The 18730-nt window shown below is 66.0% G+C and carries 20 protein-coding genes; 9 read left to right on the top strand and 11 right to left on the bottom strand.

Going from position 1 to position 18730, the window contains the following annotated elements; translation table 11 throughout:
* Window positions 1–190: 190 nt before the first annotated feature.
* The 6 genes from AC1DDA_RS01115 to sorB all read left to right on the top strand — a co-directional run bounded on the left by AC1DDA_RS01115 (window position 191) and on the right by sorB (window position 5382).
* Window positions 191–1093, top strand: coding sequence for a GNAT family N-acetyltransferase (locus AC1DDA_RS01115; protein WP_476794288.1), 903 nt, complete (start codon window positions 191–193; stop codon window positions 1091–1093).
* A 228-nt stretch (window positions 1094–1321) separates the two neighbouring features.
* Entirely contained in the window at window positions 1322–2359 is a 1038-nt protein-coding gene (locus AC1DDA_RS01110; protein ID WP_476795111.1) for a YeiH family protein, read from the top strand.
* A 78-nt stretch (window positions 2360–2437) separates the two neighbouring features.
* Window positions 2438–2959, top strand: a complete 522-nt coding sequence (locus tag AC1DDA_RS01105; protein WP_476794287.1) for an RNA polymerase sigma factor — start codon at window positions 2438–2440, stop codon at window positions 2957–2959.
* The gene (locus tag AC1DDA_RS01100; RefSeq protein WP_476794286.1) at window positions 2949–3746 is read left to right on the top strand and encodes an anti-sigma factor family protein; all 798 of its coding nucleotides are present in this window, start codon (window positions 2949–2951) and stop codon (window positions 3744–3746) included. The genes AC1DDA_RS01105 and AC1DDA_RS01100 overlap by 11 nt, the downstream gene beginning before the upstream one ends.
* Before the next feature lie 83 nt (window positions 3747–3829).
* Window positions 3830–5047, top strand: a complete 1218-nt coding sequence (sorA, locus tag AC1DDA_RS01095; RefSeq protein WP_476794285.1) for a SorA family sulfite dehydrogenase catalytic subunit — start codon at window positions 3830–3832, stop codon at window positions 5045–5047.
* 11 nt (window positions 5048–5058) lie between these two features.
* Entirely contained in the window at window positions 5059–5382 is a 324-nt protein-coding gene (gene sorB, locus AC1DDA_RS01090; protein ID WP_476794284.1) for a SorB family sulfite dehydrogenase c-type cytochrome subunit, read from the top strand.
* A gap of 95 nt (window positions 5383–5477) precedes the next feature.
* Here sorB and AC1DDA_RS01085 read toward each other — a convergent pair whose 3' ends face one another.
* From AC1DDA_RS01085 to AC1DDA_RS01055, 7 genes are all read right to left on the bottom strand, one after another.
* A complete protein-coding gene (locus tag AC1DDA_RS01085; protein ID WP_441511445.1) occupies window positions 5478–5858 on the bottom strand; it encodes a methylglyoxal synthase in 381 nt (126 codons plus the stop codon).
* A 315-nt stretch (window positions 5859–6173) separates the two neighbouring features.
* On the bottom strand, window positions 6174–6815 hold the full coding sequence (locus AC1DDA_RS01080; protein ID WP_476794283.1) for a CDP-alcohol phosphatidyltransferase family protein: 642 nt from the start codon (window positions 6813–6815) through the stop codon (window positions 6174–6176).
* A gap of 3 nt (window positions 6816–6818) precedes the next feature.
* Entirely contained in the window at window positions 6819–7220 is a 402-nt protein-coding gene (locus AC1DDA_RS01075; RefSeq protein WP_476794282.1) for a hypothetical protein, read from the bottom strand.
* Window positions 7205–8155 (bottom strand): phosphatidate cytidylyltransferase, encoded by a 951-nt coding sequence (locus AC1DDA_RS01070; RefSeq protein WP_476794281.1) that lies wholly within the window; start codon window positions 8153–8155, stop codon window positions 7205–7207. Before AC1DDA_RS01070 ends, AC1DDA_RS01075 begins: the two co-directional genes overlap by 16 nt.
* Window positions 8152–8790 carry a lysophospholipid acyltransferase family protein gene (locus AC1DDA_RS01065; protein WP_476794280.1) on the bottom strand — a complete coding sequence of 213 codons (639 nt, stop codon included), beginning with the start codon at window positions 8788–8790 and terminating at the stop codon, window positions 8152–8154. The genes AC1DDA_RS01070 and AC1DDA_RS01065 overlap by 4 nt, the downstream gene beginning before the upstream one ends.
* Window positions 8791–8926: 136 nt before the next feature.
* Entirely contained in the window at window positions 8927–10102 is a 1176-nt protein-coding gene (locus AC1DDA_RS01060) for an OmpA family protein (RefSeq protein WP_476794279.1), read from the bottom strand.
* Between the two features lie 53 nt (window positions 10103–10155).
* Window positions 10156–11610, bottom strand: a complete 1455-nt coding sequence (locus AC1DDA_RS01055; protein WP_476794278.1) for a caspase family protein — start codon at window positions 11608–11610, stop codon at window positions 10156–10158.
* Window positions 11611–11759: 149 nt separating this feature from the next.
* Here AC1DDA_RS01055 and AC1DDA_RS01050 point away from each other — a divergent pair, with 149 nt between their 5' ends.
* Genes AC1DDA_RS01050 through AC1DDA_RS01040 form a run of 3 tightly spaced genes read left to right on the top strand, consistent with a single transcriptional unit; the run spans window position 11760 to window position 15255 of the window.
* Window positions 11760–13040 (top strand): DUF4399 domain-containing protein, encoded by a 1281-nt coding sequence (locus tag AC1DDA_RS01050; RefSeq protein ID WP_476794277.1) that lies wholly within the window; start codon window positions 11760–11762, stop codon window positions 13038–13040.
* Complete coding sequence (locus tag AC1DDA_RS01045; RefSeq protein WP_476794276.1) at window positions 13037–13492, top strand: DUF4399 domain-containing protein; 456 nt, start codon at window positions 13037–13039, stop codon at window positions 13490–13492. Before AC1DDA_RS01050 ends, AC1DDA_RS01045 begins: the two co-directional genes overlap by 4 nt.
* A 47-nt stretch (window positions 13493–13539) precedes the next feature.
* Window positions 13540–15255, top strand: coding sequence for an SUMF1/EgtB/PvdO family nonheme iron enzyme (locus AC1DDA_RS01040; protein WP_476794275.1), 1716 nt, complete (start codon window positions 13540–13542; stop codon window positions 15253–15255).
* 75 nt (window positions 15256–15330) lie between these two features.
* On the opposite strand, the gene AC1DDA_RS01035 is transcribed toward AC1DDA_RS01040, so the two are convergent.
* From AC1DDA_RS01035 to AC1DDA_RS01020, 4 genes are read right to left on the bottom strand one after another with little or no spacing between them, the layout of a single operon-like run.
* Window positions 15331–16155, bottom strand: coding sequence for an inositol monophosphatase family protein (locus AC1DDA_RS01035; protein ID WP_476794274.1), 825 nt, complete (start codon window positions 16153–16155; stop codon window positions 15331–15333).
* Window positions 16152–16994, bottom strand: coding sequence for an endonuclease/exonuclease/phosphatase family protein (locus tag AC1DDA_RS01030; RefSeq protein WP_476794273.1), 843 nt, complete (start codon window positions 16992–16994; stop codon window positions 16152–16154). Before AC1DDA_RS01030 ends, AC1DDA_RS01035 begins: the two co-directional genes overlap by 4 nt.
* 16 nt (window positions 16995–17010) lie before the next feature.
* Window positions 17011–17853: a carbohydrate ABC transporter permease gene (locus tag AC1DDA_RS01025; protein ID WP_476794272.1), complete on the bottom strand. Its 843-nt coding sequence runs from the start codon at window positions 17851–17853 to the stop codon at window positions 17011–17013.
* The gene (locus AC1DDA_RS01020; RefSeq protein WP_476794271.1) at window positions 17850–18728 is read right to left on the bottom strand and encodes a carbohydrate ABC transporter permease; all 879 of its coding nucleotides are present in this window, start codon (window positions 18726–18728) and stop codon (window positions 17850–17852) included. Before AC1DDA_RS01020 ends, AC1DDA_RS01025 begins: the two co-directional genes overlap by 4 nt.
* Between the last annotated feature and the right edge of the window lie 2 nt (window positions 18729–18730).

Raw genomic sequence — 18730 nt, 5'->3', positions numbered from 1 at the left:
CTGAATTCGGCCCGCGCGATGAGGCAGCCGGGCGGCGCCGGGCGCCACTCATGCGGTTTGCCGCGCCGATCATCGCGATCCGGGATGAGGCAACCAGATTTCGCGGCGCGCGAGACCGCGCTCATGAAGACTGCTATGGTCGATATGGTTGCTCGCTCTCAATCTTGGAAATCTGTGCCGGAGTGACACGATGTCGCTTGTTTACAGGCCAGCTCGAGCGAATGATCTGGCAGCTGCCGATGCTCTGGTGGTGGCCAGCATCAACGAACTCACCATTCGTCATGGCTTCGGCCCGATGGCGTCGGCCAGCCCCCCGAGCTTTCAGCTGTTTTCGCTCAACGACGACCCCGATGGCCTGTGGGTCGCTGAGGATAGCGGCGCGATGCTCGGCTTCGCCTGGAGCTGGGTTTGTGGGGATGTCTGGTTCCTGGCCCAGCTTTTCGTCGATCCCGCCCGACAGGGCGAGGGCATCGGGAACGAGCTGTTGGAACGAACCATGGAGCATGCCCGGAAATCAGGGGCGGCTCACAAGGCGTTGATTACCTTCACCTTCAATCGCGTCTCGCAGGGCCTGTATATGCGGCACGGGCTCTTTCCCAGGATGCCGATCTACTTGTTCAACGCCGCGCGCGATCGGGTGGCGCAGGCGTTGCCGGAGCCGCCATTGCGAGCCGCGGCGATCGACGGCAGCGCTGCCACCATGGAGAAGCTCGCCGCGATCGATACACGCGCCATCGGCATCTCGCGGGAAAAGCATCATCGCCACCTGCTCAATGACGCGGCGGTCGGGGGTGTCTTGCTCCACGCCGGCAGCGAATGCGTCGGCTACGCCTACATCAGCGCCAGCGGGCATATCGGGCCGCTCGCCGTCACGAGGTCTGGCATTCTTCGCGATGCCTTCTCGACGGCGTTGCGATCGGCGGCAGATAGCTCTGTCGAGAAGATTTCCGCTTTTCTGCCAGGTACCTGCGACAGCGTCTTAAGCCTTGCAGTGAAACAAGGCATGCGTATCAGCTTTCCGATGCTGTTGATGGCGTCGCCCGGCTATGGCGGGTGGACGCAGTATCTGCCGCGAAACCCAGGCTTCATGTGATTGCTAGGGCCTCGGTGCGACCTGTGTCATCGCGGCAGGCGGATGGTCGTTCGGGGTCGCTCACCGCAGCGGGGGGCAGCGCAAATGTTCGGCGATGTAGATCATAACGTTCGATTGAATGCGTTTGATTGGATCGATTGTCTAAAAGATGGTGCCGCAGAGAAATAGTTTTTCTTATCCTTGGCGCCCCCATCCATGAATGACGTTTCCGGACCCTTCCGTTCGCCGATGCTGCGAGCCGGGCAAGTTCTGCCTGGCTTCGGGCTTTGCGTGCTCATCAGCGCTGCGGCCTTCGGCCTTGAAGTGCTGGAAGCGCATTTTATGGGGCGTGCGTGGCTGGAAGCTCTCGTGCTGGCCATCCTGCTCGGAACCACGGTGAGGACCCTTTGGACCCCGTCGAAGTTCTGGCTGCCGGGAATCGCGTTCTCGTCAAAGACGGTTCTGGAAATCGCGATCGTGCTCCTCGGCGCGTCACTGAATGCCGAGGCCATCATCGCAGCCGGCCCGAGCCTGATCGTCGGCATCGCCGCAGTCGTCGCCGTCGCGCTTGCCGTCAGCTTTCTGATCGGACGCATGCTCGGCCTGCCCAAGCGCATGGCCGTCCTGGTCGCCTGCGGCAATTCGATCTGCGGCAACTCGGCCATCGCGGCGGTGGCGCCCGTGATCGGCGCAAGCGGTCACGACGTTGCATCGTCCATTGCATTCACAGCTGTGCTGGGCGTCCTGGTGGTGCTGGGCCTGCCGCTGCTGGTGCCGTTGCTGCATCTGTCGGACATCCAATACGGGGTGCTGGCTGGCCTCACCGTCTACGCCGTCCCGCAGGTTCTCGCGGCAACGGCGCCGGTAGCGGCCGCAAGCGTCCAGATCGGCACGCTCGTCAAGCTCGTGCGGGTGCTGATGCTTGGACCGGTCGTCGTCGTCCTTTCAATTCTGAGCAGCCGAGCGCAGGCCAAGGCGAATAACCTCACCGCAGAGAACCAGCCCCGTCGCGGCGTGCCCGTGCACAAGCTCGTCCCTTGGTTCATCATCGCCTTCCTGGCGATGGCGGCGCTGCGTTCGCACGGCGGTATCCCGCAGGCCGCACTTGCCCCTATCGCTCAAACTGCGACCATCCTCACCATCATCTCGATGGCCGCATTGGGACTGGGCGTCGACATTCGCGCGGTTGCCAGGGCCGGCCGCAGCGTAACAGCAGCGGTTTCGCTCTCTCTGCTCGCGCTTGCCGCGGTCAGCGTCGGCCTGATCCGGCTGCTGGGCATCTCGTAGGTCATCGAGGCTCCCGGCGGCGTCACTGCCAGCGGGAGCGACACGGCATCGGGTTCGGGAGGTGTCACCCTGCGAGCGATGATCGAAGAAGCGTTGCGCAGCAACTGGAAGAGCCTTTTTTCCTATGCGCTCCGCCTGACCGACAATCCCGACGCTGCCGCGGATCTGGTGCAGTCCTGCGCTCTCAAGGCACTCGGGAGCTCGGGTGCTCAGCCTCGCCCTGAAGCCGTTCGCGCCTGGTTGTTCAAGATCGTCCGCAATGCCTGGATCGACAATTGTCGCCGCGCGCGCCACATCCCTGATGTGCCCGAAAGCGGAGCGGTGGAGGAGGGCCCTGGCTTCGACCATCGCTATGATGACAGCCTTATCGCCGAAATCACCGTTCGGCAGGCCTTGAAGCGGATACCGCCCGACCACCGCGAGATCGTCGAACTGGTCGATCTGGCGGGCTTCAGCTATGGCGAGGTCGCGTCTATTCTCGGGGTGCCGCAAGGGACGATCATGAGCCGGTTGAGCCGGGCGAGGCAGGCATTGCTGGCCGTCATCGAGCGCGAGAATCTGCGCCCCCTCCAGTCGAGGCGCCGCCGTCATGCACGGTGAGGAATCGGCCGGGGACGGCGGAGTTTCCCTCGATAGGCTGAATGCCTATGTCGACGACGAGCTTTCTGCGGAGGAAGCGGCCGAGGTTGCGGCGGCGATCGCCTGTGACCCACGGCTGGCCGAGCGTGTGGCAACGCTGTCGCGGCTGCGCGCCGTCGCGCGCCGCCTGACTCCCGAAATGGCGCCGCCCGCATTCATGCTGCCGCCCCGGCGCCGTTCGCGAGCGGTCCTGCGTGTCGCCGCCGCTCTGGCGCTCGCGGCTTGCATCGGTTTCCTCGCCCTGCTCTCCGGCCCGGCGAAAGCTCCTGACGGAGGGCTTGCAGCCGCGATGTCAGCTCATCGCCACTGGATAGCAGAAGGTCAGTCGGCAATGCCCGAGCAACGCGTGCGCGTGGATCTCGCCGCAGCGCAGAGCGGACACCTTCCGGATTTGCGGGCCTCCGGCTTGGAGCTCACCTATCTTTCGCTAGATCCGACCTCCGGCAATGGCGGCCTGCTCGCAGGCTATCGCGGCCCCCATGGCTGCCGGCTGGGGCTCTGGATGGCGCCGCATTCCGGACGCTGGGGTGCGACGCCGGTGAAAAGCGATCGCGATGAATTGCGCATACGCGCCTGGAGCACGGTCGGTGCCGATTACGCGCTGATGAGCAAGGGCATGGATCCCGCACGGCTCGATCGGCTCGCCGATGTCATCGCCGATCTGATCCGTCAGAAGCAGGAGCCGACCGACGAGCAGGTCGCAGCTCTCAGGGACGTGCCGACTATCGGTCAGCCCTGCGGCGCCTGACCGTTTTCTTTCCTTGATATGGAATAGATCGACGCTCTGATGCGTCTCAATCTCCAGAGGAGTGTGTCCTCGGGAGAAACGCCATGTTGAACAGACGACAGATGCTCACATCTGCCGGCAGTGCGGCTTTGGGGCTGGGAGCCGCCGCGATCGCTGGATCACGCTTCGCGGCTCTGGCCGCCGAAACCGTCAAATTGCCCTTCCAGAATGGCGAGCGCGAACTCGTCAAAGTGCCGGGCAAACGCCCGCTGATCCAGCAGACAGCCCGCCCGCCGCAGCTCGAGACGCCATTCTCGGTCTTCAATGACGGCGTGATCACGCCGAACGACGCCTTCTTCGTTCGTTACCATCTCGCCGACATTCCGCTGGAGATCGACCCGGAAACGTTTCGGCTCGAGGTGAAGGGTAGGGTGTCCAAGCCGCTCTCGCTGTCGCTGCGCGAATTGAAGAACAGCTTCCCTGCGGTCGAGGTCGTCGCGGTCAACCAGTGCTCCGGCAACAGCCGCGGCTTCGTCGAGCCCCGGGTCGCCGGCGGACAGCTCGGCAACGGCGCCATGGGCAACGCGCGCTGGCGCGGCGTCTCGCTCAAGGCCGTCCTGGAGCGAGCCGGTGTCCAACCGGGGGCCGTGCAGGTGGCCTTCGACGGCCTCGACGGTCCGGTTGCGCCCGATACGCCCGATTTCACGAAGGCGCTCGCGCTCGACCATGCCCGCGACGGCGAAGTCATGCTGGCCTATGCCATGAACGGAACCGATCTGCCCTGGCTCAACGGCTATCCGCTGCGCCTGGTCGTGCCGGGCTATTACGGGACCTATTGGGTCAAGCACCTGAACGAGATCACTGTGCTGGACAAGGAGCTCGACAGCTTCTGGATGAAGACGGCCTACCGGATCCCCGACAATGACTGCGCCTGCGTCGAGCCCGGCAAGGCGCCCGTGGCGACGATTCCGATCAACCGTTTCACCGTCCGCTCGTTCATCACCAATGTGCTGGATGGGGCCAAGGTCAAGGCTGGTAGACTTGCGCTGCGCGGCATCGCCTTCGACGGTGGTTCCGGCATCGCCGAAGTCCAGGTTTCCGGCGATGGCGGCCAGACCTGGGTCAAGGCCGGCCTCGGGCACGATCTCGGCAAGTACTCCTTCCGCGAATGGAAGGCGGACGTCTCCGTCGCAGCCGGCGAGCAGAAGTTGATGGTCAAGGCGACCAACGCCAAGGGGCAGACCCAGCCGATGCAGCCGCTCTGGAACCCGTCCGGCTATCTGCGCAACGTCGTCGAGACGACGCGCGTCATGGCCGCTTGAGGGAGAATGTCATGACGACGATCACTCGCCCGCGCGCGTTCGGCGCCGCATTCATCCTCGCATGCACCCTTGCCGGAACCGCGCTCGCGGCTCCGAAGACCTATAAGCTGCCGGAAGAGACGGCCGCGCTCAAACCCGGCGCCGAGCCGGGCTTCGAGGCCGCCAAAAACAACTGCATGGCCTGCCACTCGGCCGACTACATCAATTATCAGCCGAGCAAGAAGGGGCAGGTCTTCTGGGACGCCGAGGTCCAGAAGATGATCAAGGTCTACAAGGCTCCGATCGACGACAAGGATGCCAAGGCCATCGCGGAATATCTGGGCCAGACCTACTGAGCCGAGTGGTGCGCCGGGGCCTGCTTCCAGCCACGGATTGTCCCTATCGAACTGGCGGCCCTTTGCGGGGCCGCCATATCCGCGCCTGGTCGTCGTTACCGATCGAAAAGCCCGGATCGTGCGAGGGCGCTCGCCGTGCTGGGGCTGAAGGCGGCCGGGATGTCGTACACCAGGACCAGCCTCAGCAATGCCTTCACGTCAACGTCGTGAGGTTGGGCGGCGAGGGGATCCGGAAAGAACAGAAGCACGTCCAATTCGCCTTGCGCAATCATCGCCCCGACCTGCTGATCGCCGCCAAGCGGGCCGCTTTTGACGAGGCGGATAGTGAGATCGGGAAGCGAGGACTTTAATACGCCACCAGTCGTCGCGGTCGCGACCACGGTATGGCGCGCGATCAAGCCGGCATGCTGTACGGCCCAGGCCGCAAGATCCGGCTTCTTGCTGTCATGGGCCACCATACCGATCGTGAGAGACATGGCGCTCAGCCCCCGAAGACGCGCTTGAGTTCCTCGACTTCGGTTTCACCACGAAGCTTGTCGCTGCGGCCGGAGCGGAGGATCAGGAGCTTCGCAGTCTCGTCGAGCTCGTCAGCCGCGTAAACAGCGCTTCGGAGATCCTTCCCGGAAACCACCGCTCACGCCAAGCCTTCAAGAGTGGCGAGCTCACCGGCGAAGAAATCCGCCTGTCCGATGTTGCCCGATTTTGGCGGGCTCCCGCGTCCGCGCGATTGCCGCGTTCACCCACTCGAGTCGCTTGGACGCTTTTCCGCTCCCGCGCCGGGGCGCGAGCTTTCAGCGCGCGCGCAAACGTCGTGCGATATTCATGGCCCGCCTGAGAGCGGTTACGGCGGTCCCGGCGGCGATGAGCCAGAGCGCTATCAGCATCACCTCGTTGTGGCCGCGCCAGAGCGGTTCCAGCAGTGACAGCAGGGCCGCCGCGGTGATCGTCGCCATGCGGTGCTGCTTGGCCATCGGGCCCGAGAAATCGGCCGGCAGCCCGCAGGCGCGGCCGAGTTCGCGCGTATACGCGGTCAGCACGGCAAAACCGGCAGCCGCCCAGCCCAAGGCCGGCACGCCAGCCCCGTAACCGGCGCCGACGAGAATGAGGATATCGGCAACGCGATCCGGGAATTCGTTCCAGAACGGCCCATCGGGCTCCTGCTTGCCGCCTTCGATGGCCACCATTCCGTCGAACAGGTTGCAGAGCAATCTAAGCTGGCAGAACAGGGCGGCGGCCAGGAGCAGGGCGGCGCGTGGGCCGGCCTCCGCCGCGCCCGCCTGCCAGAAGGCGATGCCGGCGAAAGCCGCCATCACCATGCTCGCCATCGAAATCTGGTTCGGCGTGATAGCGGCAGCGCTCAGCCGTCGGGCGATGGAGCGGGCCCAGCCGGAATCGCGGCTGGCCAGCGGGCGTCGATTCTCGTCCTGCGCCATCGTTCAGGCCTTCCCGATACGCCAGAGCGAATAATTGTAGAGCGCGGCGTAGCTCGTCGCGACGGTGAGGGGCACCGCGATCGTCCTTGCGATCTCGGGCGTGCCGCCTATCGTGTGGATGACGGTCAGCGCGCTTGCGGAGACGAGCCCGGCGATCAAGGGCGGCGCCAGAAGCGTGGCGAGGCCGGTGAAGCGGCCGGCGAGAAATTCGATGCATCGCTTCAGGACGAGCGTGATCGAGGCCGAGAGCGCCCCCTGAATCAACCCGGCTTGGAGCGGCGCCGGCATCGCATGGGCGCGGTTGGCGAAGGCCGCCCAGCTCCCCATGGCGAGGAAGGCAAAGGCGACATGGACCACGCTGCTGCGCATCAGGTGTGCGAGCGGGCGGGTCATACGGCCGACCATCCGTAACGGACTAAATGGAAGAAAATCGGGGCCGAGAACACGACCGAGTCGAGCCGGTCGATGAAGCCGCCATGGCCGGCGATCAGATGGCCCCAATCCTTGACGCCGCGGTCGCGCTTGATCGCGGACATGACGAGCCCGCCGAAGAAGCCCATCAGAACGATCACCAGCGACAGGAAGGCAGCCTGGAGCGGCGTGAAGGGCGTCATCCAGGAGAGACCGGCGCCGACGGCGGTCGCGCTGAGCGCGCCGCCGACGAAGCCCTCGACGGTTTTCGAGGGCGAGAGCTTCGGCGCGATCTTGGTGCGGCCCAAAAGCTTGCCCCAGACATATTGCAGGACGTCGCTGATCTGCACGACGATGACCAGAAAGGCGATCAGCAGGACATTGCGTCCCTGATAGCCGGCGATGTCGAGGCTCAGCAGCGCCGGCACATGCGAGGTGCTGAAGACGCAGATCATCAGCGCCCACTGCACTTCGGCGATGCGCACGAGGAAATGGTCGGTGTCGCCGCGCAGCGCCGCGATGATCGGCATCAGGAGGAAGGCGTAGACCGGGATGAAGATCGAGTAGAGCCCGTACCATTCGATCCAGATCAGGTAGTATTGCACCGGCAGCACGACGAAGAAGGCGGCCGCCAGCGCCCAGTGGTCGGCCCGGCGCGTATCGATCAGCGTGATGAACTCGCGCAGGGCCGCGAAGGAGCAGAAGGTAAAGAGCAGCGTCACGCCGGTCTTGCCGCCGATCAGCGCCAGCGCCATCAGCACGACCATGACCCACCAGGCCCGGATGCGGTCGTTCAGGTTCTCGACCACGGCGTTCGAGCCGTCCGGCGAGAATCTGCGCTGCAGCACGAAGCCGATAGCGGAGGCGAGGAAGAGGACGCCGAGGATGCCGGCGAGCACGGCCAGCAGATCGGGATGCGGCATCGTCATGACGCGTTCGCCTTGGGGGACAGGGCGAGCAAGGCGGCTTCGGCTCTTGCCAGGAAATCCTGCTTCGTTTCCGCATCGGCAAGACGAAGCGGCGCGCCGAAGGTGACGGTGCAGATCAGCGGGATCGGCACGAACTCGCCCTTGGGCATGACACGGTTGAGGTTGTCGATCCAGGCCGGCACGAGGACGACGTCCGGCCGCGCCTTCGCAAGGTGGAACAGCCCGCTCTTGAACGGCAGGAGCGGGGCCTCCGTGGTGTTGCGGGTGCCTTCCGGGAAGACGATGAGGGACGAGCCGGCATCCAACGCTTCTGTCATCTGGGCTATCGGATCACATGTGCGGCTCGCGCGGTCGCGATCGATCAGAACGGCGTTGAAGACATCGCAACCGATGAAGCGCCTGATGCGGCTCTTCAGCCAGTAATCGCTCCCGGCGACCGGCCTCGTCTCCAATCGCATGCGGCGGGGCAAAACGGTCCAGATCAGGACGAAATCGCCATGGCTCGCATGATTGGCGTAATAGATCCGCTGCTCGGCGGCCGGGGCCACACCTACCCACCGTCCGCGGACGGCGGTCAGGAAGCGGGCGAAGAACAGGATCAGCGTGCCCGCCAATCTGATGCATGCTTCATGCATGTCTTAGCCCCGATTGCCGCCCCACCGCTGAGGTAGCGTTCAATTCCGGCGCTGTCGATATTGTTCGAAGTCGGAAAATGGCCTCGCAGCAGCGCACGGATCAATGTCGCGAATATCCGGCGCTGCAAGGACGTCGTCAGCAGCCGATCACCTTGAATTCCACCCGCCGGTCGAGCGCGTCGCTGCTGTCGTCCTTGCCGGTTCCGATGAGGTTTTCCTTGAAGCCGCGCCCGGTCGCGATCATGCGGTTGCGGTTATCCGGGGCGCCGGTCAGCAGCAGATCCATGACGAACTGGGCGCGCAGGGTCGAAAGGCGCTCGTTCACCTGCGGCAACCCGGTGTGCGAGGTGTGCCCGACGATCTCCAGGCAGGCTCCCTTCTGACGGGCATGCGTCGCGATCTGGCTCAGCCACATCGGATAGGGTTCGGTGATCCGCGGATCGTCGATGAACTGGGTGGTGCCGGGCTTGAACAGCAGCTTCACCATCAACTGGTTGGTTCCCAGCCCGTAATCGACGAGGTCGCCGAAGGCATCGACCATGTCGTCGCGCCGCGCGAGCTTGCTGGCGGCGAGGTAGGTCCCGATCCTGACCCGGTGCTGCTCGCCTCCAGGCAGTTTGCGCGCAGCCCGATAATAGGCCAGCGCCTCGCGGAAATGCTGCGCTTCATAGGCAAGGATGCCGTCATTGACCAAGGCATTCGCCGTCAACCGTTCGACATAGGCCGGATCGATCGCCTCGCCGAGCTTCGTGCCCTGACAGGTCTTGATATAGGCGTTGGTGGCCTGGTCCTGCGCCCAGAGCGGCGAGTCGCGATAGAATGGGGTCGGCGTCACGTCGACGCCTTCGATCTGGGCACGCGCCACGCCCTTCGAGACGACGCTGTTGGTTTTCAGATCCGCCAGCGTCAGGCAGATCCGATAGGCGTCCCGCGGGCCGTCCGCCGCACCCTGGTTGTTGACGGCGGTGAAGGTGCCGACCAGCACGACAGGCTTGCGCGCCAGCGCCTCGCTGTCGAAGGCGCGGACAGTGAAGCGCGGATAGGACTTGCCGATGATCTCGATCAGCGTCTGCTGCATCGTGCGCGTGGCGCTGGATTGCGAGCCGGAGGCAGCGTCGATCAGCGGGTCGATGACGAGATCGATCTGCTGTTCAGTGAGCGCGGCCTTGCCGAAGAGGTCGTCGGCCGCCTTCTGAAGCGCTTGCTGGAAAGGCGCCGGCGTGGGGGGCGGCGGCGATTGTGCCCAGGCGGCGGCATTCGCCAGAAGCGTCAGCGGAGCCAGAATTCGGCCGAGGCGCGTGACGATCGACATGCTCCGTTCCTCCCTGTGCGTGCCGGCTTTTGCCTCACCCGGTCCCACGCCGCTCAGCGGCATTGCTGAAGCTGCTCGCGCGCCGCCGGCGTGAGATCGCCGAGCTGGGCGCGGAGCAGGAGTTCGCCGCAATTCGTCTTGGCCGGCGCGCCGGCTGCCGGATCGGCACGGCGCTCGGCCGGGCGCGGCGCACTTGCCGGCACGGCCTGCGGCTGCGCCGACCGATCGGCCGGCGAGGGCGTCAGAGTGCCAAGCCGCGCTGCCAGCGCCTGCTCGACATTGCGGCGCTCTTCAGCCAGGCGCCGCTTCTCGGTCTCGAGCGCGGCCAATTCCTTCTCGCGCCGCGTCAGTTCGTCGGCGAGACGGGTGCGCTCGGCCGCGTCCCCGGTCGGTGGCTTGGGCTGGATAGGAGCCGGCTTCGCCCGCGTGCTGTCCCCGCTCGCGGGTGGCGGCGGCGGGACCGCTTCGTCGCGCTCCTGCCGGGCAAGATCGGTCGCGGCCTGCTGGCGCCCCTGTTCGGCTCGCTCGACACGCTCCAGCAGCGCGCGCTCGCGCTCTGCGAACTCGCGCACCAGCCGGTCGCGTTCATTCGTCGCGAGCGAGCGGCGCTCGATCAGGTCGAGACGCGTGCGCGCATCGATGGCGAAGAAGCTCGCCGGATAGCGCTGGATGAAATCCCGGAGCACGCCGGGCTCGTCGCTGGAGCGGATACGCTGCCAGATATCGGCATCGGTCTCCTCGCGGTTGAGGTAGAAATCGCCGAGCAGTGATAGCGAGAGCTCAGGGGTCTGCCGGCCGGAGGTCGCATCGTAGACGCTCTTCTGAACGCGGCGGAACAGTGTCGCCACCTCCAGGCCCGGCTGGTCGATCTCGCGCACCAGCGCGGCCGTGAACGGGCTGTTGCGGCCGGCGCCGTCGGCGGCGACGTCGTTGGCCTGCGTCGCATAGGCGATGACCATGCCCTGCGCCCGCGCCACGGGCGCCAGGCCCGAGCTGACAGAGAAGCCGCGCGTCGYCTGCCTCTTGGCGAGCTGGTTGACGAAGGGGTTGTTGCGGCAGGCGTCCAGCACCATGATCTTGACGCCCTTGGCGAAGTTCAGCGCCGTGACGACGTCGTTCAGCCGCGTCGTCTCATATTGGACGCCGACCTCGTCCTCTATCTTGGCTTCGACCGGCACGAGGTAGTTCTCGCCGTTGAACTGGAAGCCGTGGCCGGCGAAATAAAACATCGCGGCATCGGCGTCCTGCGCCAGCCGGGCGAAGCGCGTGAGCGCCGCATCCATGCCGCGCTTGTCGAGATCGATGCCGTCGATCACCTCGAAGCCGACCTTGCGCAGTGCCCCGGCCATGTCGCGGGCGTCGTTGACCGTATTCGGCAGGGCGGGGGCGTTGCGATAGCTGGAATTGCCGATGACGAGCGCGACACGGCGCTCCGGAACCGGCGCCGCCATGGCCAGCCCCGCCAGCATGAGCATGACCAGCCCGCAAAGTCTGGCGATGAGGATCATGACCGCCTTCCCCGCGTGAGGCTAACGCATGACTTCGCCGGACTCCAGAACAAAGCCGCTCCAGCTACGTAAGCGCCGAGTGTTCCGCTTGATGGGGCGCAGCCGCGCTGGTAGCCTCGCACTGTTCGTCTCGTGGATGGGAGACGTCGATGCCATCGAGGGCGCCGCGCCTTATACCCGCCCTGGTACCGGCGGCTCTGGCATGGGCGTTGGCCGTTGCTCTTCCGATCGGCGGGGCGATGGCGCAGGCGCGTGCGATGCAGCGCAGCCCGGCGCCGGCAACTGCGAGGCTGAGCTTCGTGGGTCTCGCCAATAACGACCGCGTCCCCGGCAAGTTTACGGTCCGCTTTGCGATCAGCGGCATGGAGGTCGCGCCCGCCGGGCAGCCCAGACGCAATGCCGGGCACCATCACCTGCTGATCGACACCGAACTTCCTCCACTCGACCAGCCGATCCCGAGCGACTTCAACCATATCCATTTCGGTGGCGGGCAGACCGAGGCCGAGATCGCTCTCACGCCCGGCCGGCACACGCTCCAGCTTCTCTTCGCCGACCATAACCATGTGCCGCACGACCCTCCGGTCGTGTCGGAGCGGATTACCGTCGAGGTCGCGGCCGATCCGGCCGAGAAGCCGCGTTCCGCCGCTGCTCCCGGCGCCCGTGTCTTCTTCATCGACCTCAAGGACGGCGCCACGATTCCTACGCGCGCGAAGATTCGCTTCGGCATCGAGGGCATCGCCATCACGCCGGCCGGCACGATGAGCCCCAATGGTGGCCATCACCACCTGCTCGTCGATACGGAGGTTCCGCCGCTCGATCGCGAAATTCCCAGCGATTTCAATCACCTGCATTTCGGGCGTGGCCAGACCGAGGTGGAGCTCTCGCTTCCACCCGGCGAGCATACGCTGCAGCTCCTCCTGGGCGATCACGAGCATGTCCCGCATGACCCTCCGGTGATGTCCGAGCGGATCCGGGTGCGCGTCGTCGACACCGCGCAGGTCGGCCCCGCGGCGCCCGCTGCCCCGGCGGCCGGAGGAGGGCGTCCGCGCACAGCTTCGCCCAATGATGCGGCGGTTTACTTCATCTATCCGAAGGATGGCGAGACGATCTTCCCGACCTCGACGATCCGCTTTGGCTTGCGCAACATGGGCGTGGCGCCTGCCGGCGTCGCCAGGCCGAACACCGGGCACCACCACCTGTTGGTCGATGTCGCGACCCCGGCGCTCGACGAGCCCATCCCCTCGGACCTCGACCATATCCATCTCGGCGGCGGCCAGACGGAGCGGCGCATCACCTTGTCGCCGGGCAAGCACACGCTGCAGCTCCTGCTCGCGGACGAGAACCATGTGCCGCACGATCCGCCGGTCATGTCGGAGCGCATCACCGTGATCGTGATGCCCGGCGGCGGCAAACCCGCGAGGCGTCGATGACAAGTTCGCGCCCTGGCATCACGGTGCTCCTGGCAGTCTGGTCTTGTGCGATGGCCGGCCTCTTCCAGCCGACAGACGCGCAGGCGCAGGCCGCAACACGGCAGAAGGCGCCCCCCGGCGCGGAGGTCTACTTCCATTACCCGCTCGACGGATTGCGCGTGCCTGAGCGCTTCACGGTCCGCATCGGCTTGCGGAACATGGGCGTCGCGCCGGCCGGCGTCGAGCACGCGGCGACAGGCCATCATCATCTGCTGATCGACACCGATCCCGGCCCGCCGGACCAGCCGATTCCGTCCGACTACAACAATATCCATCTTGGCAACGGTCAAACGGAGGTTGTCGTCACCTTGCCGAAAGGGCCTCATACGCTGCAATTATTGGTCGGAGATCATACCCATACGCCGCATGATCCGCCCGTGATGTCGAAGAAAATCACGATCTATGTTCGCTGAGCCCGCGGCGGCCCCAGCCAGCCGCCGATGACGAATGGTCGCCAAGCATGGACTGGTTGCGCTTCTTCCTTCTCGCCGTGCCGCTCATCGCGCTTGCGGCCAGTCCCGCCCTGCCGCAGGAGGCTGCGCCGCCCGCCCGCATCGCGCTGGTGATCGCCAACGGCACCTACCCCGACGCCGCCGTCGCGCAGGCGCCGACAGAGGGGCGGGCCGTCGCTGCGGCCCTGCGCGACGGCGGCTTCGAGGTGATCGCGATCGAGAACGGCGCCCGTGCGGAGACGCGGCAGGCCATCGCCGAATTTGCCGGCAAGCTGCGGCCCGGCGCGCAGGCCGTGGTCTTCTATTCCGGCCATGCCGTGCAGCAGCGCGACCGCAATTTCATCGTGCCAATCTCGCCCAACCCCGTGCAGGACGCGGTCGATCTCGACGAGGTGATCGATCCGCTGATCATCGCCAAGCCGTCAAGTGCCCTCGTGCTGATCGACGCCAGCCGCGACAATCCCTGGCAGGCGCGGGGCAGGGGCCTTCGCGCGACCGAGCCGCTCGAGACCGTCGCGGTGATGTTCACGGCCTCGCCGGGAAAGACGGTCGCGGATTCTGGGCCCCGCGGGAACCACGCGGTCGAGGAATGGCTGAAGGCGATCCGCACGCCCGGTCTCGACATGGCGGCGGCTGTCGTCCGCGTGCGCGACGCGGTGGCGCGGGCGAGCCGGCGCAGCCAGCAGATCTGGCTTTCATCCGAACCGCCGAAGGGGCTGGTGGCGACACCTGTCGGCCAGCCCGTTGCGGTGGCGCAGGCGAGCCGCGCCGTCATCCTGCCACCGACCGGGCCCGACGCCTCGCCGGACGCCTTCGAACTCGCCTTCTGGGAATCGATCCGCAACAGCGAGAATGCCAGCGAGTACCGCGCCTATCTCGACGCCTACCCGAATGGCCGCTTTTCGACGCTGGCGCGCACCCGCGAGCAACTCTACCGGGGCAAGCCCGGGGTGTCTGCAGCCTCGGTCGCTCCGCCCCCGGCTGCGGCAACGCCTGCCGCACCGGCGCCGAAGACCGGACCGATCCGCGATTGCAGCGACTGCCCCGAGCTGACGGCGATACCGCCCGGCTCCTTCCAGATGGGCTCGAACGATCTCTATGAGTTCGAGAAGCCGGTTCACCCCGTCACCATTCGCGGTTTCTATCTCGGCACGCGCGAGATCAGCCTGGATGAATGGGACCGCTGCGTCAGCGAGGGCGGCTGCAACTACCGGCCCGACGATCGCGGCCTTGGGCGCGGCAAGCGCCCCGTCACGGATATTCACTGGAACGACGCCAACGCCTATCTCGCCTGGCTCTCGGCCAAGACCGGCAAGCGCTACCGGCTGCCCAGCGAGAGCGAATGGGAATATGCGGCTCGCGCCGGCACGACGACGACCTATCCATGGGGCCAGACCGTGGAAAAGGACCAGGCGAACTGCCTGGGCTGCAATGATCGGCCACTCCGGAACGCCGTCCCTTCGGGCCAGTATCCGCCCAATGCCCTCGGCCTCTACGACATGGCCGGCAATGCGGCCGAATGGGTCGCGGATTGCTGGAGCGAGAGTTATCGCAATGCACCGCGCGACGGCAGCGCCTATGTGGTGCCCGGCTGCCGCGAGCGCGTGCTGCGCGGCGGCTCCTTCAACAACGATCCACGCTATCTGCGCTCGGCCGCCCGCTTCAAATACGAGGCCGATGTGCGCTTCTATACAAACGGCTTCCGCGTGGCGCGCGATCCCTGACCAGCGGCGAAATCGCGGATGGGATGGCTGGTTCGGAAAGTGCCTGTAGGCCCGCTGATGATTGCCGGGCGCTGTTCAGTCGAGCAGAATCCGGCGGATTTCCTTCCAGCTTTCCGCGTCGGGCGCGCAGAGCAGCCCGGCAGGGCGCTCGGTTGGGGAATAGCTGCCGCCGTCGAGCAGTCGCGCATGGCCACCGGATTCGCCGTAGAGCAGCACACCCGGCGCGTGGTCCCAGGGGTTGAGGACGCCATAGAGCAGGAACTGGCAGCGTCCCGCAGCGGCCAGTCGATATTCCTGGCCGCAGCAGCGCAGCGACCCGACTTCGAGGAAGGCCGGGAAGCGGCCCGGAAGCGTGCCGCGCATCGGCTCCGGGAAATACTGCCAGCTCGCCATGCCGTTCATGTGCCGCGTTGGGACGGCCGGGGCGACGCGCAGGTCGCGGCTGAAGCCATCCGCACGCCTTAGCCATGCACCTTCGCCGCGCAGCGCCATGGCGCTGTCGTCCGCGACCGGATCATGGATCACGGCGGCGGCGATCTCGCCCTTGACGATGACGGCTGCCATCACCGCGAAGAGCGAGAGATCGCTGGCATAGTTGAGCGTGCCGTCGATCGGATCGATGACGAAGGCGAGATCGGCATCGGCTAATTGGCCGAGTAGGGTGGGGTCCTTGGTCACCGCCTCCTCGCCGACAAGCGCCGCGCCCGGAAAGGCCTTCGCCAGCTCGGCGCAGATGAAGCGCTCGGCCGCCTCGTCGGCCTCCGTCACCAGATCGCCGGGTGCCTGCTTGGCGCGGATGTCGCCATCAGCCAACCGGCGAAAGCGTGGCATCACCTCGCGGCGAGCCGCCTCGCTCAGGATTGCGTGGAGCCGGTCGTGGTCCTGCCGGGTGAAGATCATCCGAGGTCGAACTCGACCAGGATCGGCTGGTGGTCCGAGGCCCGTGTCTCGACGTCGTAGACGATGGAGCGCGCCCGTGCGGCGAGATCCGGCGTCGCCAGCACATAATCAAGGCAACCGGGCGGCCCGTAGGTCTGGTCGCAGATGAAGGCTGATGGCGGATGCGGCGCGTCGCCACGCAGAACCGGCCAGAGATCGATCAGCGGCGGCACATCGCCCTCGAACGGGGCGAGCAGCTGCCCCAGCCCGGCATCATCCGGGCGCATGTTGAAATCGCCGGTCAGGATCGCGCTCGCGGCGTTAGGCGTCGGAGCATAGGTGTGCGGACCGGGCGCTCGCGGCGTCGCCTGTCGCGCAGCGGCCATGCGGTGAACCTGCCGGATGCCCTCGACCTGCGCGGTGCGCAGCATGGGAGAGGAATATTCAAGATGCGTGGTCATCACCCGGATCGGCCCAAAGGGTGTCTCGACCATCGCCTCGACCAGCACGCGCGGCATGTTGCGCGTCGCCGCCGCTTCCCAGGGCAACAGGTGGCGCAGCGCCTGCGCTACCGGCAGCCGCGTCAGCAGAAGGTTGCCGAAGCGCTTGCGCCCGCCCTCGCCATCCGGGACATCGACGCCAACAGCCTCGATCGCGGTGAAGCCGGGCAGGAGTTCGCTGAACAGGGCGAACTGGTCGGTGCGATCATTGCCGTCGAGATCGGGAAAGTTGGCCGCGACCTCCTGCAGGCAGAGCACGTCGAAATCGGCCATCTGCCGGGCGTGGTCGATGATGCGGCGTGGATCGACGCGCTCGTCGACGCCGCGTGCCCACTGAATGTTCCAGGTGATCAGCTTCATCGGCTCAGCCTCGATGTCACTTGATGCCGGCGCGCATAAAACTCTGCACGAACTGGCGCTGGAACAGCAGGAAGCCGACGAGCAGCGGCGCCGAGGTCATCAGCGTCGCCGCGCAGATGATCGCCCAGTCGATGCCCTGGTCGGCCGAGGAGAAGACCTGGAGGCCGACAGTCAGCGGGCGCGACTCCACCGAATTGGTGACGAGAAGGGGCCAGAGGAAGTTGTTCCAGTGATAGCTGACTGAAACGAGGCCGTAGGCGATGTAGGTCGGCTTCGCGAGCGGGACATAGACCCTCATCAGCACCTGCAGCGGGTTCGCGCCCTCGACGCGCGCGGCGTCGTCCAGCTCCTTCGGTACGGTCTTGAAGGTCTGCCGCAGCAGGAAGATGCCGAAGGCCGAGGCGATGTAGGGCAGGGCGATCGCCGGGATCGTGTCGATCAGGTTGACCTTGGCCAGCGTGCGGTAGTTCTCGACGATCAGCGCGTCCGGCATGATCATCAGCTGCGCCAGGATCAGCACGAAGGCGGCGTCGCGGCCCCAGAAATCCTGCCGCGCCAGCGCATAGGCTGCGAGCGTCCCCAGCACGAGCTGGAAGGCGAGGATCATGGTGACCAGGATGAAGGTGTTGAGGAAATAGCGGGCGAAGGGCGCCGCGGCCCAGGCGCGCGTGAAATTGTCCAGCGTCAGCGGCGCGGTCAGCACGAAGCGCGTCGTGTATTCGGCCGGATGGAACGCCGCCCAGACGGCATAGGCCAGCGGTAGCACCCAGATGAGGGCGAGCAGGATCGCGCCGGTGGATTCCAGCGTGAGCGAGAAGCCTTTGGGCGCGTAAGGGTCTGTGCGCGTCGGGGCGCTCATCGATAGTGCGTCCTGCGTTCGAGCCAGCCATACTGGACGAAGGCGACCAGCGCGAGCAGCACCAGCAGCACGCAGGTCAGCGTCGCCGCGTAGGCCGTGTCCCAGAAGCCGAAGCCGACCTGATAGATGTAGTAGAGCAGCAGCGTGGTGGCGTTGTCTGGCCCGCCGCGCGTCATCACCACGATATGGTCGACCATGCGGAAGGCGTTGATCACCGCGTTGATCAGCACGAACAGCGTCGTCGGCATCAGCAGCGGGAACTGGATGCGCCGGAAGAAGGTCCAGCGCGAGGCGCCTTCGATCGCAGCCGCCTCGCCGAGGCTTGGCGGGATCGCCTGCAGCGCCGCGAGGTAGAAGATCATGAAGAAGCCGGCTTCTTTCCAGATCGCGACGACGGTGATGGCGTAGAGCGCGGTGTCCTGCGATCCCAGCCAGTTGGTCGAGCGGCCGCCGAACAGGCCAACGATCTGCTCCAGAAGCCCGTATTGCGGCGTGTAGAAGAACAGCCAGATATTGGCGACCGCGATCATCGGCAGGATCGTCGGCGTGAAAAAGGCCATGCGGACCAGCGTCCGCCCCGCGATCTTGTCGTTGACCCAGACCGCCATCAGCAGCGCCAACGCGATCGAGGTCGGGATAGTGCCGAGCGCGAACCAGAAATTGTTGCTCAGCGCCTTCCAGAAGATCGGATCGGCCAGCATCTGCTGATAGTTGTCGAGCCCGACAAAGCGCGCCGGGCGGCGCGCTTTCGGGGTCGAATAGAAGCTCTCGATGAAGCTCGCGACCGCGGGCCAGTGCGTGAACAGGGCCAGGCACGCCATGGCGGGCAGCAGGAGCAGCCAGCCATGGATGGTCGCGGTCGCGCGGTTCGTCATCG

Source organism: Allobosea sp. 10N428, from assembly GCF_056394545.1.
Note: the sequence above shows the minus strand (reverse complement) of the source record. Positions and strands in the feature narration are given on the sequence as shown.